General features: G+C 42.1%; 17 protein-coding genes. All 17 read left to right on the top strand.

The annotated features are described in order from the left end of the window. Nucleotides 1-423: 423 nt before the first annotated feature. The 17 genes from O2S85_RS17030 (at nucleotide 424) to O2S85_RS16950 (ending at nucleotide 16,664) form a co-directional block, all read left to right on the top strand. Nucleotides 424-792 carry an ATP synthase subunit I gene (locus O2S85_RS17030; protein ID WP_269410481.1) on the top strand — a complete coding sequence of 123 codons (369 nt, stop codon included), beginning with the start codon at nucleotides 424-426 and terminating at the stop codon, nucleotides 790-792. Nucleotides 793-817: 25 nt separating this feature from the next. Then, nucleotides 818-1,540 carry a F0F1 ATP synthase subunit A gene (atpB, locus tag O2S85_RS17025; RefSeq protein ID WP_269410480.1) on the top strand — a complete coding sequence of 241 codons (723 nt, stop codon included), beginning with the start codon at nucleotides 818-820 and terminating at the stop codon, nucleotides 1,538-1,540. 86 nt (nucleotides 1,541-1,626) lie between these two features. Continuing rightward, nucleotides 1,627-1,845 carry a F0F1 ATP synthase subunit C gene (gene atpE, locus O2S85_RS17020; RefSeq protein ID WP_269410479.1) on the top strand — a complete coding sequence of 73 codons (219 nt, stop codon included), beginning with the start codon at nucleotides 1,627-1,629 and terminating at the stop codon, nucleotides 1,843-1,845. Between the two features lie 148 nt (nucleotides 1,846-1,993). Further along, a complete protein-coding gene (atpF, locus tag O2S85_RS17015) occupies nucleotides 1,994-2,521 on the top strand; it encodes a F0F1 ATP synthase subunit B (protein WP_269410478.1) in 528 nt (175 codons plus the stop codon). Continuing rightward, nucleotides 2,518-3,063, top strand: a complete 546-nt coding sequence (locus O2S85_RS17010; RefSeq protein WP_269410477.1) for a F0F1 ATP synthase subunit delta — start codon at nucleotides 2,518-2,520, stop codon at nucleotides 3,061-3,063. Before atpF ends, O2S85_RS17010 begins: the two co-directional genes overlap by 4 nt. Nucleotides 3,064-3,081: 18 nt before the next feature. Then, nucleotides 3,082-4,593 (top strand): F0F1 ATP synthase subunit alpha, encoded by a 1,512-nt coding sequence (gene atpA, locus O2S85_RS17005; RefSeq protein WP_269410476.1) that lies wholly within the window; start codon nucleotides 3,082-3,084, stop codon nucleotides 4,591-4,593. Nucleotides 4,594-4,690: 97 nt separating this feature from the next. Beyond that, nucleotides 4,691-5,551, top strand: coding sequence for an ATP synthase F1 subunit gamma (gene atpG / locus O2S85_RS17000; protein WP_269410475.1), 861 nt, complete (start codon nucleotides 4,691-4,693; stop codon nucleotides 5,549-5,551). A 37-nt stretch (nucleotides 5,552-5,588) separates the two neighbouring features. Beyond that, a complete protein-coding gene (gene atpD, locus O2S85_RS16995; RefSeq protein ID WP_269410474.1) occupies nucleotides 5,589-7,004 on the top strand; it encodes a F0F1 ATP synthase subunit beta in 1,416 nt (471 codons plus the stop codon). 287 nt (nucleotides 7,005-7,291) lie between these two features. Then, the gene (locus O2S85_RS16990; RefSeq protein WP_269410473.1) at nucleotides 7,292-7,687 is read left to right on the top strand and encodes a F0F1 ATP synthase subunit epsilon; all 396 of its coding nucleotides are present in this window, start codon (nucleotides 7,292-7,294) and stop codon (nucleotides 7,685-7,687) included. A gap of 448 nt (nucleotides 7,688-8,135) precedes the next feature. Then, nucleotides 8,136-8,366, top strand: a complete 231-nt coding sequence (locus O2S85_RS16985) for a DUF1146 family protein (protein WP_269410472.1) — start codon at nucleotides 8,136-8,138, stop codon at nucleotides 8,364-8,366. Between the two features lie 132 nt (nucleotides 8,367-8,498). Then, nucleotides 8,499-9,215, top strand: coding sequence for a YwmB family TATA-box binding protein (locus O2S85_RS16980; protein ID WP_269410471.1), 717 nt, complete (start codon nucleotides 8,499-8,501; stop codon nucleotides 9,213-9,215). Nucleotides 9,216-9,248: 33 nt separating this feature from the next. Next, nucleotides 9,249-10,592, top strand: a complete 1,344-nt coding sequence (gene murA, locus O2S85_RS16975; RefSeq protein ID WP_269410470.1) for a UDP-N-acetylglucosamine 1-carboxyvinyltransferase — start codon at nucleotides 9,249-9,251, stop codon at nucleotides 10,590-10,592. Between the two features lie 409 nt (nucleotides 10,593-11,001). Next, nucleotides 11,002-11,934, top strand: a complete 933-nt coding sequence (locus O2S85_RS16970) for an ABC transporter permease (RefSeq protein ID WP_269410469.1) — start codon at nucleotides 11,002-11,004, stop codon at nucleotides 11,932-11,934. A 1-nt stretch (nucleotide 11,935) separates the two neighbouring features. Continuing rightward, nucleotides 11,936-12,892 (top strand): ABC transporter permease, encoded by a 957-nt coding sequence (locus O2S85_RS16965; RefSeq protein ID WP_269410468.1) that lies wholly within the window; start codon nucleotides 11,936-11,938, stop codon nucleotides 12,890-12,892. Nucleotides 12,893-12,901: 9 nt separating this feature from the next. Beyond that, nucleotides 12,902-13,906 carry an ABC transporter ATP-binding protein gene (locus tag O2S85_RS16960; RefSeq protein ID WP_269410467.1) on the top strand — a complete coding sequence of 335 codons (1,005 nt, stop codon included), beginning with the start codon at nucleotides 12,902-12,904 and terminating at the stop codon, nucleotides 13,904-13,906. Nucleotides 13,907-13,941: 35 nt separating this feature from the next. Then, on the top strand, nucleotides 13,942-15,576 hold the full coding sequence (locus O2S85_RS16955) for a peptide ABC transporter substrate-binding protein (protein WP_269410466.1): 1,635 nt from the start codon (nucleotides 13,942-13,944) through the stop codon (nucleotides 15,574-15,576). A 167-nt stretch (nucleotides 15,577-15,743) separates the two neighbouring features. Then, entirely contained in the window at nucleotides 15,744-16,664 is a 921-nt protein-coding gene (locus O2S85_RS16950) for a S66 peptidase family protein (RefSeq protein ID WP_269410465.1), read from the top strand. Nucleotides 16,665-16,678: the final 14 nt, after the last annotated feature.

Raw genomic sequence — 16,678 nt, 5'->3', positions numbered from 1 at the left:
CTTTGGTTAAAATCGACAAATAAACAGCGAAAAGGAAAAATTACTACTAAATATTTTTTCTCCCTTGAACTGATTGACAATAAGATATGGCTATTGTACACTGCATAGTGTGGCGTGGTAGGGTTTACACTTATATTGTGAAAGAAGTAACTTTATGTTTGTCTGTTATGTTCAATTTTCACAGGAATCATCCATATGAATGTCAATTTTTAACGCTGTATATTGGACATGAATCACAACAGTATAAAGGAACTTTTCAGCAAAATCAGTGATCTTTCTTACATATTACTGAATAAGGGCATCTGGAATGAAGTTTACCCATGTAAATAAATTTCATAACAGGCAAAATACTCTGCTGGTTCTATTAAAAATGCCGGTTAAAAAGCATGCCATTTAACAGATATGATAATGGGAGAAGAAAAAATGTCACAATATCAAAAGATGATAGCCAGAGAACGAAAATGGATGTTTTATCTTCTCGCCATCTGGGTGCTGGGAGCTGGATTCACACCAATCCCCAGGGTTTTTCTCGGTCTTCTTTTAGGGAGTGCAGTGAGTTTGTATAACCTATGGCTCTTACAAAGAAGAATGGATGCAATTGGTGAGGCCATTGTCAAGAAGCAAAAAATAAGGGATATAAGTTTTTTGTCCAGACTTGCTGCTGTGGGAATCGCAATAATGATTGCACTTCACTATGATGCATATTTCAACATTATTGCAGTGATCATTGGAATAATGACATCTTATATTGTCATTATGATAGATTTTTTTGTTTCCGAATTTGGGAAGTAACTTGTACGAAAGAGGGGTGAAAAAGGTGGATCATGAAGCACCGATAGTAGAGAATGTATTTGGAATATCCTGGCTTGATTTTAATTTATCTAATGTAATGACGATCATTATAGCATCGGCGATTACGTTTATTGTCTTTACGCTTGCTGCAAGAAACTTAAAAATGAAACCAACAAAAGTGCAGAATTTTATTGAATGGATTGTTGATTTTGTTAAGGGTATGGTCACCGATACAATGGATTGGAAAACAGGAAAGACATTCTTACCACTTGCTTTGACATTAATTACTTATATTTTTGTCAGTAACATAATGGGAGTTGCTACCATGATGACATTTGGACATGACCTATGGTGGAAATCACCTACTTCAGATGCAGGGGTAACACTTACATTATCCGTAATGATTATCTTGCTGACAAACTTCTATGGAATAAAGGTTCGGGGTGGAAAAGAGTATGCAAGTGACTTCTTTAAACCGTTTCCGATATTCTTCCCAATTAAGTTAATAGAAGAATTTGCGAACTCCCTTACATTAGGACTTCGTTTGTTTGGAAACATTTATGCTGGTGAGGTTCTATTAGCCCTCTTGGCCGGGCTCATGACAACAGGTGTTGGAGGAGCAATTCTTGGCATTATACCGATGCTCGCATGGCAAGGATTTAGTATATTTGTCGGGGGTATCCAGGCGTTCATTTTTACATTATTAACGCTAGTTTACATGTCCCATAAAGTAACTAGTGAACATTAAATTTTTTGCTAATGTTAGTTGGCTGGTTAAACAATTCGTTTAAACGGTGCATCATAAAAATTATATTTTTCTAGGAGGAATTTAACATGAGTTTAGGTGTTTTAGCAGCTGCACTTGCAGTAGGATTAGCCGCAATCGGTGCTGGTATTGGTAACGGTCTTATCTTTAGTCGTACAGTAGAAGGAATTGCACGTCAACCGGAACTAAGAGGTCAACTGCAAACTACGGCATTTATTGGTGCTGGTTTGGTTGAGGTTGTACCGATCCTGGCAGTGGTTATCGCATTTATCGTAATGGGTCAATAGAACTGAACAATGGCGGAGCATCTCTTCCAAAGAATCTTCGCCTTTATTTATAAGAAAAGCGTAAATTCGTGTTTAGCGTGTCCGACTTACGTATGAGATCCAAACAAATATCGGAATCATTTCTAGCAATGCGAAAGGAGTGAATTGTGTGCAAGCATTCACTGGGGTTTCTACCATTCATGCGGCAATCGGCGGATTAAATGTTGGCGATATGATTGTGCAATTAGTGGCTTTTATTATTTTACTCCTATTACTGCGCAAGTTTGCTTGGAGACCATTAATGAACATCATGCAAAAGCGTGAAGAATATGTGGTATCTGAAATTGAAGCTGCTGAGAAGAGTCGTGCCGAGGCAGAACGTGCACAAGAAGAAGCAACCAAACAGTTGAAACAAACCAAGCAAGAGGCACAATCGATCATTGAAGATGCAAAAAAGCTTGGCTCAAAACAAGAACAAGAGATTATCGATACTGCTAAACAAGAGGCAGAGCGAATCAAACAAGCTGCACAAGAAGAAATTCAAAACGAGAAAGAAAAGGCCATCCAGGCACTGCAAGATAAAGTGGCATCATTATCAGTACTGATTGCAAGTAAGGTAATTGAAAAGGAAATTAGTGAAAGCGACCAGGAGAAACTGATCAATGACTATATCAAAGAGGCAGGAGAAGAGCGATGAGTGAGTCAGTAGTGGCTAAAAGATATGCAGATGCTCTTTTTCAACTCGGAAACGAAAAGAAAGTACTGGATAAACTAGTGGATGAATTTCTTGTTGTGAAAGAAGTTTTTCAGGCAAATAAAAAGTTGGTTACATTCCTGGAGCATCCTCGCGTTGATAATGCGAAAAAGAAACAATTCCTGGGCGAAGTGTTTCAAGGTCTGTCAAACGATGTTGTAAACACATTGAAAATGCTGGTTGAGCGTCATCGTATAGAGATCATTCCATCCGTTATTGATCATTTAAGCCAGTTGGCAAATGATGTGAAAGGAATTGCAGTAGCGAATGTCTATTCCGTTCGTGCATTATCAGATGCCGAATTGAAACAACTTGAACAAACATTTGCCAAGCGATTAAATAAAACAGCTGTCAAACTTGAAAATAAAGTAGATCCTTCCCTGATCGGAGGCATAAAAATCCGGATGGGGAACACGATTTTTGATGGTTCCGTCAGTGGAAAACTGAAACGCATCGAACGGCGTATTGTAACTGCAAACAAATGATGATAGGGGTGAAATGGTATGAGCATCAAGGCTGAAGAAATCAGTACACTGATCAAACAGCAAATTGAAGATTTCGACGCACAAATTGAAGTAAGTGATGTCGGAACCGTCATTGAAATTGGGGACGGGATTGCCCGGGCTCACGGACTGGATAATTGTATGGCCGGAGAGCTGATTGAATTCTCCAATGGTGTCATGGGTATGGCACAAAACCTGGAAGAAGGTAATGTCGGGATTGTTATCCTGGGTCCATATTCAGATATTAAAGAAGGCGATGAGGTTCGTCGTACAGGCAGAATTATGCAAGTACCGGTTGGAGAGGAATTGTTGGGACGCGTGGTGAATCCATTAGGTCAACCAATAGATGGTAAAGGATCGGTGGGAACAACCAAAACCCGCCCAATTGAATCACCGGCGCCGGGGGTAATGGCACGTAAATCTGTTGATGAGCCTTTACAAACAGGGATTAAGGCAATTGACGCACTGGTACCGATCGGACGCGGGCAGCGTGAATTGATTATCGGCGACCGGCAAACAGGTAAAACAACGATTGCGGTTGATACGATTATTAATCAAAAAGATGAAGACATGATTTGTATTTATGTTGCAATTGGACAAAAAGAATCGACAGTTCGTGGAACAGTTGAAACATTCCGCCGCTATGGTGTGTTGGATAAAACTATTGTCGTTTCTGCAGGGGCAGCAGAGCCCGCTCCACTACTATACCTTGCTCCGTATGCGGGTGTATCCATGGGTGAAGAATTTATGTATAACGGCAAGCATGTATTGGTCGTATACGATGACCTTACCAAACAGGCAGCTGCATATCGTGAACTGTCACTGCTTTTACGTCGTCCACCAGGCCGTGAAGCATTCCCAGGGGATGTATTCTACCTGCATTCCCGCTTACTGGAACGCGCCGCCAAATTAAATGACGATCTGGGTGGCGGATCGTTAACAGCATTGCCGTTTGTAGAAACACAGGCAGGGGATATTGGTGCATATATTCCAACCAACGTGATCTCAATTACGGACGGCCAAATCTTCTTGCAATCTGATTTGTTCTTCTCAGGTGTACGACCAGCTATCAACCCTGGACTTTCGGTATCTCGTGTTGGTGGTTCCGCACAAATTAAAGCAATGAAAAAAGTTGCTGGTACATTGCGTTTGGACTTGGCCTCGTTCCGTGAACTTGAATCATTTGCCCAATTTGGGTCAGATTTGGATAAAGCAACGAAAGCGAAGTTGGATCGTGGGGAACGGACGGTTGAAGTTCTGAAGCAAGGATTGCATAAACCATTGGCTGTTGAAAAACAGGTAATGATCATTTATGCATTAACAAAAGGTTTCCTTGATGATATTCCAGTGGAGGATGTCACCCGTTTTGAAGAAGAGTTCCATTTATGGCTGGATGAAAACCGCAAAGAATTACTGTCAGCAATTCATGACACTGGAAAACAACAAGATACAGAGGCTATGAATGATGCGGTTGAATCATTTAAGAAAACATTTTTACCTAGCGATAAATAGATAAGACATATGGGGACATGAATGTCGAAATTAGGGGAACCGAATTTCGGCACAAGTCCCATGTCTTGTACTCTGTTACGAAAGGCGGTGAACAAGCTTGGCATCACTTAGAGATATTAAACATCGGATTGATTCCACGAAGAACATGAATAAAATTACCGGGGCAATGGAAATGGTATCCGCCTCTAAATTGACCCGTGCCGAACAAAATGCACGCTCGTTTGTACCTTATAGTGAAAAGATTCAGGAAGTCGTAGCTAGTATTGCAACAAACAACACAAGTGTAGAGCATCCGATGTTGCAATCGCGCGATGTAAAAAAGACCGGGTACCTTGTTATTACGTCGGACCGTGGGCTGGCAGGTGCATATAACAGTAATGTTTTACGGGAGTTACATCAAACAATTGCCAAACGTCATCAATCGGAGGATGAATATGCGATTATCGTTGCCGGACGCATTGGCTACGATTTTTTCAAAAACCGGAACATTCCGGTGGTAAAAAGTATTCTCGGGCTTGCTGATCAGCCGAATTTTGCTGACATTAAGGCATTGGCAAGTGAGACGGTTAACATGTTTATCGACGGGGAAATCGATGAATTGAATTTATTTTACAATCATTTTGTCAGCAGAATCTCTCAGCAGGTGACAGCGAAGAAGCTTTTACCATTAACGGATATCCAATCAGAATCGCAAATAAAAAGCGCTTATGAATACGAACCAAGTGAAGAAGCAATTTTAGATGTGCTTTTGCCACAGTATGCAGAAAGCCTGATTTATGGTGCATTATTGGATGGAAAAGCTAGTGAACATGCTGCAAGGATGAATGCAATGCGGAATGCAAAAGATAACGCAAAAGATATTATTGATGATTTATCATTAACTTATAACCGTGCACGCCAGGCAGCCATCACACAGGAAATCACGGAAATTGTCGGCGGTGCAGCTGCTTTGGAATAGTGCTTTAGCGGTTGAAAGTTAGATAGGAGGGAAACAAATGTCGAAAGGTTACGTTACACAAGTCATGGGACCAGTTGTCGATGTACGCTTTGATGACGACAATCTCCCTGATATTTTAAATGCGTTGCAGATCGATTATAAAGCTGAAGACGATTCACATGTAAGTATTGATCTTACATTGGAAGTAGCGCTTCATCTTGGTGACAATGCAGTAAGAACCATTGCCATGTCATCAACAGACGGTGTCATGCGTGGTATGGAAGTACAAGATTTGGGCGGTCCAATATCGGTGCCGGTTGGGGATGCTACCCTTGGCCGTGTATTTAATGTACTTGGTGATCATATCGACTTGGATGAGCCATTGGATAAAGGGATTCGTAGGGATCCGATCCACCGGGATTCACCAAAATTTGAAGATCTTGCAACAGATACAGAAATTTTGGAAACGGGAATTAAAGTTGTAGACCTGCTTGCACCATATATCAAGGGTGGTAAAATCGGCTTGTTTGGTGGTGCCGGTGTAGGGAAAACGGTATTAATCCAAGAGTTAATTAATAACATTGCCCAAGAGCATGGTGGTATTTCCGTATTTGCCGGTGTTGGTGAACGGACACGTGAAGGGAACGACCTTTACTATGAAATGAAAGATTCTGGTGTTATCGCAAAAACTGCGATGGTATTCGGACAAATGAACGAGCCACCAGGAGCACGGATGCGGGTGGCATTGACCGGATTGACCATGGCGGAATATTTCCGTGATGAGCAAGGTCAGGACGTGCTATTATTTATCGATAATATTTTCCGTTTTACCCAAGCAGGATCTGAAGTTTCCGCATTGCTTGGCCGGATGCCATCTGCGGTTGGTTATCAGCCAACACTGGCAACAGAAATGGGTCAATTGCAGGAACGGATTACTTCGACAAATAAAGGATCGGTAACCTCGATCCAAGCCATTTATGTACCAGCAGATGACTATACTGACCCGGCACCTGCGACAACATTTGCACACTTGGATGCGACGACCAACCTTGATCGTGGGTTATCCGAGCAAGGTATTTACCCGGCAGTAGATCCATTAGCATCTACATCACGTGCATTGGATCCGGATATTGTTGGAAACGAACATTACGAAGTTGCTCGTGAAGTTCAACAAACACTGCAACGTTATAAAGAATTGCAAGATATTATTGCTATTCTTGGTATGGATGAACTTTCTGATGAAGATAAATTGACAGTAGCACGCGCACGTCGTATTCAATTCTTCTTATCACAAAACTTCCATGTTGCGGAACAGTTTACGGGACAGAAAGGCTCATATGTTCCAGTTAAAGAAACAGTCAAAGACTTCCGTGAAATCCTGGATGGAAAATATGATGACTTGCCTGAAGATGCGTTCCGTTTGGTTGGACGAATTGAAGAGGTAGTTGAAAAAGCGAAAGCAATGGAACAATAAGCAGACCTTTGTGGGCAGCAGCTTTACCAGTAGCTATATGGGCTAAAAACCAATGCTGTCTCACGGGTCTTAAGAAAGGCGAAATCGTCCGGGTAGCGGCGTATGGATGGACTAAGCCGTGGGAGATAAAGGAAACATGCCCCTGCAAAAGGGGTATGCCGACGCCTGAGCGCAAGCCCGTTCTTAGTCGGCATTCCTTTGCCCCCGAGCCGATGTTGACTTATCGTACGAAGGCGAAGGAAGTCCACTAGCCGCTGGAAGATGGAGCTAGACAAGGAGGGGTTACATTGAAAACACTAACGGTGAGTGTTGTTACTCCTGATGGTCCAGTTTTGGAAGATAGTTATGAGATGGTTAGCTGTAAAGCTGAAAACGGAGAACTTGGTATTTTAGCGGGCCATATTCCATTAGTCGCTCCGTTGACGATCAGTGCAGTACGCTTGAAAAACGGCAATAATGTAGAACGGTTGGCGGTTAATGGCGGTTTTTTAGAGGTTCGTCCGGATCGGGTGACCATTCTTGCCCAGTCTGCCGAGCGACCTTCTGATATCGATGTCGAACGCGCTGAACGTGCCAAAACACGAGCAGAGCAACGTCTTCAGTCCAAACAGGATGAAATTGACTTCCAACGGGCAGAATTAGCACTCAAACGAGCATCCAACCGATTGAGCATTGCTCGTTAAAAGGTAGAAAGTCTCTCACAATTGTGGGGGCTTTTTTCGCTTTTTGGAAGAAATTCGATGCGTGATTTTTAGCAGATTTTTTGAACATCCTCCTAAAAGCGACAAACACCGATGTGGAATTGATCCGTTAAAAGGTTAAACAGTTTGTTGCTTGGGTTTAGGGAGCTACCCAAATCATGTCGATATTTCCCGGGAAATGAAATATTTCTTCTCCGCCACGAACTATTTTTCGACAGGTATTTCATAAAGAGCATTTGACATTCAACGATGTACATGGCAAAGTATTGAATAGTAATTTCCCTGACACTACATTTGCACTTGTTGTGGTGCTTTGTCTTGACCACGTATGAAATAAGTCCTGCATGGCATGTTATGTGTATATGCATACCAATATTAGTTAATGGGGGAAAGCACAATAACTAATTATGTAGAATAAGGTGTGAACGAAATGTTTTCAATTGGACAACTCGCGGTAGTCAGCATTATATCGCATTTGATTTTTATCTTTATCACGTGGAAGGTTGTACAGACGATAAATTTTGACCCGCTGATTCGTAAAGGAAAAGTCACAGAGGCAAGAGTGTTACTATTATTCATAACAATTGTCATAGGCACTGGAGTCAGCCGCTTCTTCCTGGAGATTCTTCAGTGGTCACAAGATCTATTGTACCTCTTTTAACCAAAAGCGCTCTTTTGAAAAAAGGAGGTCAATATAAATCTGGTAAACTATTAAATATGTCGAAATTTGTGCAGTATTATTTCTATTCCTCTTGTTCATACTGATGATAGTTTTTGAACAGGAGGAATCGACATGAAGAAAACTGGACTCTTGCTTGTTTTATTACTAGCACTAATAACCAAAGCTACGATTGGATATACACAAGCCGCAGACGATGAAATGATAGATTTGGCAACCATTGTTACGAAGCACGATTTAACCGTAGAAAACTGGCAGGTAACGGTCAGAGAACAGATGGACCGGAAAAATGTGAACAAATTAGTAAAACAATTAAAAAATAGGTATTTAGTCTCTACAGAAAAAGGCGAAAACGTTATAAAATATTCATTTAGTGGTGCTCATAAAGTAGGGGGGATGACCGAATCGTTTAAAGTGATTGTACCGACTAATACAAGGTATCATTCCGAGGTAATAGCGGAAATTAGCGGGGATCACTGGGATCGGACAATCAAACAAGGTTACATAAGGAGAATGAATGCACTCCCCGAGAATATGTTCACAAAAAATGCACAGGTATTTACTTGTCTTACAACAGAAAATAATGGTACAATAAGTAGTGATTATTTTTTAAAGGAATTAGCGAAGGACTTAAACATTCGTCAAATTTCGACACAAACGGATTCCATTAAACATTCGACGGTTAATAAAATTATTTACGGGTATACACCATTATGGGACCGGAACATCAAAATAATGGATGAAAAAGTGAATGTTCAAGTGGCAATCAACAATAATAACGAAAAGCCGAAATTAACGATTGGAACACCTATCTTGATAACTGAATATTAATATAGAGAAATCGCAACTGAAGGAGATTGAAACATGGAAAAAATCATCGTTCGCGGCGGTAGACCATTAAATGGTGCCGTAAAGGTTGAAGGTGCTAAGAATGCAGTGCTTCCAGTAATCGCTGCAAGTATCATTGCAAGTGAAGGAAAAAGCGTTTTGCACGATGTTCCGGTTTTAGCTGATGTTTATACGATAAACGAAGTCATTCGCAATATGAATGCAAATGTATATTTTGAAAACAATACGATTACGATTGATGCATCAAGGGACTTATTAACGGAAGCTCCATTTGAGTATGTTCGTAAAATGCGGGCATCTGTGTTGGTATTGGGGCCCTTATTAGCTCGTTATGGTCATGCTAAAGTTGCTATGCCTGGTGGTTGTGCTATTGGTTCAAGACCAATCGATTTACATTTAAAAGGATTTGAAGCAATGGGTGCCGAAGTCCATGTCGGTAACGGCTTTGTTGAGGCAAAAGTGGACGGCAGACTTCAAGGTGCAAAAATTTACCTGGATGTCCCAAGTGTTGGTGCAACGGAAAACATTATGATGGCTGCTGCACTTGCTGAAGGCAAAACAGTGATTGAAAATTGCGCCAAAGAGCCGGAAATCGTAGACTTGGCAAATTTCCTTAATAAAATGGGTGCGTGCGTTGTTGGTGCTGGTACTGAAACCATTCGGATCGAGGGTGTAGAAAGGTTGCATGGCGCTGAACATGCGATTATTCCTGACAGGGTCGAGGCAGGTACATTCATGGTCGCCGCTGCCATTACAGGAGGAAATATTCTCATTGAGAATGCGGTACGTGAACATTTGCGTTCTGTGATTTCGAAACTTGAGGAAATGAATGTAACTGTTAAAGATGAACAAGGCGGGTTACGGGTGATCGGCCCGAAACATTTAAGTGCAACTGATATTAAGACATTGCCACATCCAGGATTTCCAACCGATATGCAGTCACAAATGATGGCTTTGATGCTGTTTGCAAAAGGTACAAGTGTCATTACGGAAACCGTGTTTGAGAATCGCTTTATGCATGTAGAGGAATTCCGTCGCATGAATGCAAAAATGAAAATCGAAGGACGCAGTGTGATCATCAACGGTAATACCGATTTGCAAGGCGCAGAGGTTGCTGCCACTGATTTACGTGCAGCTGCAGCTCTTATTCTTGCCGGATTACGTGCAGAAGGGTATACACGTGTTACCGAGTTGAAACATTTGGATCGCGGTTATGTTGATTTTGCTGGTAAATTAGCGGCACTTGGTGCAGATATTGAACGTGTTAATGACCAGAAGGAACCAGTCAAAATAAAAAAAGAAACATCACAGACGGATGCAGAATATCGTCTTAATAGTCTTGTAGCAAAGTTTTCTTAAATATTTATATTTAATATGAAGCAGAAATCCTTTTGTTTGGGTTTCTGCTTTTTTGCGTTGTTTTCAGGCAGCCGTACAGTTTACAATATGCATACTTTGTCTGTTCCAGGTATTCGGGTAATTTGTACAAATAAGTCTTTCCAATTTAGTTGATATATGATAAAATTGTTAAAAAATTAGTAATTATATAAGTGGGGAACTTAGTGCTTTAGTATGGGAGGATCGGGGAAATGGCGATGTATAGCATGATGATCGATAGACAGTTACTACCCTTTTACTATCAAACTATTGAAACCGTTTACCGAAGGGCTTTTAACCTAAAAATACATATCCTTTTTCAGCCTTTCCACTACTTTTGACAGTAGCAGTAATTAAGAGATTATAGCAGACATGATAGCGAGGTGACAAAATGGCACGATTTATTTTAAAACGGTTCCTCCTGATGGTTGTTACCATTTGGATCATCGTTACCCTGACTTTTGTCTTAATGGTCACCATCCCGGGTTCGCCTTTTAATGAGGAGCGGGGAACGAATGAGACAGTACAGGCGAATCTGGAGAAGCATTATAATCTGGATAAACCGTACTATATCCAGTATGTGCTCTATTTAAAGTCAATTGTCACGTTTGATTTTGGTCCTTCTATCAAACAGCCGACTGAGACTGTGAACGATTTGCTTGGGCGGGGCTTTCCGATTTCTTTTGAATTGGGATTTGCTACGATCATTGTCGCACTGATTTCCGGAATTGTCTTGGGAATTCTTGCAGCATTAAAACATAACAAAGTGATTGATTATGCCGCCATGAGCTTTGCGGTCTTAGGTATCTCGATTCCCAACTTTGTACTGGCAACATTGCTGATTCAGGAATTGGCGGTGAACATTAAATTATTCCCCCCGGCAACATGGTCGAGTCCTGCCCATATGGTCCTGCCGATCATTGCACTGGCAACCGGGCCGATGGCGATTATTGCCAGGTTAACCCGGTCGACCATGCTGGAGGTGTTGACGCAGGATTATATTAAAATGGCCCGGGCAAAAGGCCTTAGTCCATGGAAAATTATCATCAAGCATGCACTGAAAAATGCGCTGATGCCAGTGGTAACCATATTGGGGACATTGCTTGCCAGTATTTTAACCGGTACCTTTGTGATTGAGAAGATCTTCGCTATACCAGGAATGGGAAAATATTTTGTGGAAAGTATCAATCAGCGTGATTATCCAGTGATTATGGGGACAACTGTGTTCTATAGTGCGTTCCTGATCTTCATGTTATTCCTTGTTGACATCGCTTATGGACTGCTGGATCCACGCATCAAGCTGCACAAAAAAGGAGGAGAATGAGATGGAACCATTATCAGAACAAACCAGCCATTCTCCTTACAAACAGGTGCCAGACGAGTGGTTTCACTGGAAGGAAAAAGATTTACATGCTGCCGAAAAGGTTTCCAGGCCTTCGTTATCTTATTGGCAAGATGCATGGCGACGATTGGTGAAAAATAAACTGGCTATGACCGGACTCATTTTTTTAATTCTGTTAACTGTTATGGCAATTATTGGTCCGATGTTGTCCCCTTACTCGGTCAGAGAAGGTAGCTTATCTGAGCAATTTATGCCGCCAACCGCAGATCATTGGTTTGGTACTGATTCATTAGGGCGTGATGTATTTACCAGAACATGGTATGGAGCCAGGATTTCCTTATTTGTTGGGTTAATGGCAGCACTGATAGATCTATTTATTGGTGTTGTTTACGGAGGGATTTCCGGTTACAAGGGTGGGCGAGCGGATAATATCATGATGCGGATTATTGAAGTGTTATATGGACTGCCATATCTGCTTGTCGTGATTTTATTTTTAGTTGTGATTGGTCCCAGTTTGACAACCATTATTCTGGCACTGACGGTAACCGGCTGGGTCGGGATGGCTAGAATTGTCCGTGGGCAGGTGCTGCAAATTAAAAACTATGAATTTGTGCTTGCCTCCAAATCGTTTGGCACAAAAACGGGACGGATCATCAATAAAAATTTGCTTCCTAATACAATGGGACCAATTATCGTGCAAATGACCTTAACAGTACCTAGTGCCATTTTTGCCGAGGCGTTCCTCAGTTTTCTGGGACTGGGGATTCAATCGCCATATGCAAGCTGGGGAACGATGGCAAACGATGCATTAGGAGCCATCCTTTCAGGTAATTGGTGGACATTATTTTTCCCGGCATTTTTCATCTCGTTTACGATGTTTGCTTTTAATGTTTTAGGCGATGGCTTGCAAGATGCGCTTGATCCGAAGCTAAGAAAGTAGGGGATAGAATTGGAAAAAATTCTGGAAGTGAACAATCTGCATGTGACTTTTTCAACCTATGGTGGTACGGTCAAGGCTGTCCGCGGGGTAAACTTTGATTTGTATAAAGGCGAAACATTGGCTATTGTTGGCGAGTCTGGCTGTGGTAAAAGTGTGACAACGAATGCGATTATGCGGCTCATCCCTGATCCCCCGGGCAAAATAGCTGACGGTTCGATCATGTTTCGCGGGCAGGAATTGACAATGTTATCGAATAAAGAAATAAGCAAAATTCGTGGTGTTGATATATCCATGATTTTTCAAGATCCAATGACCGCACTTAATCCAACATTAACGATTGGTAATCAGCTGATGGAAGGGTTAAAGCAGCACCAGGATATTTCACACACACATGCCAAAAAGAAAGCACTGGAAATGATGGAGCTAGTAGGGATACCGAATCCGAAAGTTCGTTTGAAACAATATCCGCATCAATTTAGTGGTGGAATGCGGCAACGGATTGTGATTGCCATGGCACTGATCTGCGAGCCGGAGCTGTTGATTGCAGATGAACCGACAACCGCGCTTGATGTCACAATCCAGGCGCAAATACTGGAACTGTTTGAAAAAATTCAGAGCCGGACAGGGGTTTCGATTATTTTAATTACGCATGACTTGGGGGTTGTTGCCAAAATCGCGGATCGGATTGCTGTCATGTATGCCGGTAAAATTATTGAAGTCGGCACCAAGCGGGAAATCTTTTATCAGCCGCAGCACCCTTATACAAGAGGACTGCTTCAATCGGTGCCAAGGCTCGATTTAAAAGGGGCAAATTTAACCCCGATTGATGGTACACCACCTGATTTATTCTCACCTCCTCAAGGATGTCCGTTTACAGCGCGATGTCCAATGGCGATGGAGGTGTGTAATAAAGTTTATCCGTTTCAATCGAAGCTGTCAGCTACCCACCATGTGGACTGCTGGCTGCAAGATGAGAGGGCTAAACAGCTGTTGGCTCAAGCGGCCACAAAATAAAGGGGATTACCCATAATTCAAAGGGGGAAAGGTTCATGAAGAAGGGCTTTTTAGCAGGGTTATTCGCGTTATTGCTGACTGTTTTGGTTGCGTGTACAGCCAATGAAGATGCTGGCAAGGACAAAGATGACGACAGTGGTGGTGGGGGCACGGCGCAGACAGAAGAAAAAGTATTGCTCATGAATAACGGAGAGGAACCGACATCATTAAACCCGCCAGAGGGCTTTGACGCAGTGTCATGGAATGTCTTGAACAATTTGATGGAAGGCATGACACGGCTGGGAAAGGATAATGAACCAGAAGCGGCGATGGCTGAAAACTGGGATATATCTGATGATCAAAAAACATACACTTTCCACATTCGTGATGATGCCAACTGGTCGAATGGGGATCCGGTAACAGCCGGTGATTTTGAATTTGCCTGGAAACAGTTGCTTGATCCAGAGACCGGTTCACCAGCGGCCTTTTTAGGTTATTTTATTGAAGGCGGGGAGGAATTTAATAATGGAGATGGCAGTGCAGATGATGTCAAAGTGACTGCCAAAGATGATAAGACTTTGGAGGTTACACTGACAGCACCAACTGGGTTTTTCCTGAATATCATTTCCAACCCGGCGTTTTTCCCAGTCAATGAGGAGGTCGCCAAAGATGATCCGAAATGGTATGGGGAAGCAGATTCATTTGTAGCCAATGGTCCGTTCAAAATGGAGAAGTGGAATCATGACAAAAAAATTGAAATGGTGAAAAATGATCAATACTGGGATAAAGATACCGTGAAGCTGGATAAAGTTGATTGGGCAATGGTTCCAGAAACAAACACAGAATATCAAATGTTCCAAAGCGATGAGCTGGATATGACAGAGATCCCATCTGATATGGCTGAGCAGCTGATTGAAGGCGATGATGTGGTCATTGAAGATCAGGCAGGGCTTTATTTCTATCGGTTTAACGTTAACGAGGAGCCATTCCAAAATGAAAAAATCCGTAAAGCATTTGCGATGGCCGTCAATCAGGATGACATTGTTGATTTTGTGACGAAAAATAAGGAAGAAGCGGCCCATGCATTTGTTTCACCAGGATTTAAGGATCCATCCGGTGCCGATTTTCGAGAGGCGAATGGAGATCTGGTAAAATTTAATCCGGATAAAGCCAAGGAACTGTTGAAAGAGGGCATGGAGGAAGAAGACTATGATGAATTGCCTCCTGTTACATTATCATACAGTACAAATGAGAATCATAAAGCAATTGCGGAAACCTTGCAAAATATGTTCAGTGACAATCTGGGTGTTGATGTCACCTTGGAAAATGCCGAGTGGAACGTATTTTTAGATGATCAAAAGGCCTTAAAGCATCAACTATCACAGAGTTCGTTCCTATTTGATTATGGTGACCCTATCAATTTCCTGGAAAGCTTTATTACCGATTCGACGATGAACCGGACAGGATGGTCAAATAAGAAGTATGATGAACTAATCAAACAGGCGAGATCAGAAAAGGATGAGCAGAAACGTTGGGATGAGATGTATGAGGCGGAAAAAATGTTGGCCGATGAAATGCCGTTTTTTCCAATTCACTACTATAATCAAGTGTACATTTACAAAGATAACATTTCCGACATTGTTCGCCATCCGGTTGGGTATTTGGAATTGAAATGGGCGGATAAGCAGTAAAAGTAGATTGGAGCGTATCCTGGATTCGGGGACGTATCACGATAATGGGAGCGTACTGTACGAATTCGGGAAAGCGCATCTCCCGGATCATGAAAGAAATGGCCCGCTTAAAGTTTAGGTGGGCCGCATCTTTCTATACATAATTGTAAAGGGAAAGAGGTTTTATCATGATACAGCCGGAGCGTCTGCAGCAGGGGGATACGATTGGAATCATCGCACCAGCCGGCCCAATCAATGAGCATGAATTAAACTGCGGGATACCTTTTTTTGAGAAGATGGGACTAAACGTTAAATTAGGCAACTATGTGCATCAGGTATATGGGTATTTGGCCGGGACAGATGAGGAGCGCATGGCTGATATCCATATGATGTTTGCGGATCCAGCCGTAAAAGCTATTTTTTGTGCGCGAGGTGGCTATGGAACAGGCAGATTGGCAGCCAATTTGGACTATGACTTGATTCAGCACAATCCGAAAGTTTTTTGGGGATATAGCGATATCACATTCCTGCATACAGCGATTAGACAGGTAACGGGACTCGTTACTTTTCATGGCCCGATGGTGGCATCAGATATTGCCAAGGATACATTTGATACATTATCTGCAAACCTGTTTCAGCAGCTGTTTGCACCTGCCAAACTTTGTTATTCGGGCACATTATCACCACTGCACGTTTATGTATCAGGGGAAGCTGGTGGTGAATTGGTCGGTGGAAATCTATCATTATTAATTAGTACGCTGGGGACACAGTTTGAAATTGAAACTGCCAATAAGTTGTTATTGATCGAGGATATTGGTGAGGAGCCATACCGAGTTGATGGCATGCTAAATCAGTTAAAAATGGCTGGTAAACTGGATCATTTGGCAGGGTTATTGATCGGGGATTTCGCTCTCTCCAAGTCAAAAAGTGAAAAGCCTTCATTTCGGTTAGACGATGTCTTCCAACAGTATTTCAGCGAATTATCTTGTCCGGTGATGGCCGGCTTTCAAATTGGTCATTGCACACCGAATTTTGCTGTACCATTTGGTGTATATGCGACACTATCAACGTATACGAAAACCTTGATCATCGAGCCAGGGGTAAAGTAGAGGGGGTGCCAAGC

Origin of the sequence: Lentibacillus daqui (assembly GCF_027186265.1) — a bacterium.
Lineage (GTDB): Bacteria > Bacillota > Bacilli > Bacillales > Amphibacillaceae > Lentibacillus_C > Lentibacillus_C daqui.
Note: the sequence above shows the minus strand (reverse complement) of the source record. Positions and strands in the feature narration are given on the sequence as shown.

Bases quoted from the DNA above. Each gene is read 5' to 3' on its own strand.
- O2S85_RS17010 (WP_269410477.1), top strand. From the start codon at position 2,518: ATGAGTGAGTCAGTAGTGGCTAAAAGATATGCAGATGCTCTTTTTCAA.
- O2S85_RS16970 (WP_269410469.1), top strand. From the start codon at position 11,002: ATGGCACGATTTATTTTAAAACGGTTCCTCCTGATGGTTGTTACCATT.
- atpD (WP_269410474.1), top strand. From the start codon at position 5,589: ATGTCGAAAGGTTACGTTACACAAGTCATGGGACCAGTTGTCGATGTA.
- O2S85_RS16985 (WP_269410472.1), top strand. From the start codon at position 8,136: ATGTTTTCAATTGGACAACTCGCGGTAGTCAGCATTATATCGCATTTG.
- murA (WP_269410470.1), top strand. From the start codon at position 9,249: ATGGAAAAAATCATCGTTCGCGGCGGTAGACCATTAAATGGTGCCGTA.
- atpA (WP_269410476.1), top strand. From the start codon at position 3,082: ATGAGCATCAAGGCTGAAGAAATCAGTACACTGATCAAACAGCAAATT.
- O2S85_RS16950 (WP_269410465.1), top strand. From the start codon at position 15,744: ATGATACAGCCGGAGCGTCTGCAGCAGGGGGATACGATTGGAATCATC.
- O2S85_RS16955 (WP_269410466.1), top strand. From the start codon at position 13,942: ATGAAGAAGGGCTTTTTAGCAGGGTTATTCGCGTTATTGCTGACTGTT.
- O2S85_RS17030 (WP_269410481.1), top strand. From the start codon at position 424: ATGTCACAATATCAAAAGATGATAGCCAGAGAACGAAAATGGATGTTT.
- atpE (WP_269410479.1), top strand. From the start codon at position 1,627: ATGAGTTTAGGTGTTTTAGCAGCTGCACTTGCAGTAGGATTAGCCGCA.
- O2S85_RS16980 (WP_269410471.1), top strand. From the start codon at position 8,499: ATGAAGAAAACTGGACTCTTGCTTGTTTTATTACTAGCACTAATAACC.
- O2S85_RS16965 (WP_269410468.1), top strand. From the start codon at position 11,936: ATGGAACCATTATCAGAACAAACCAGCCATTCTCCTTACAAACAGGTG.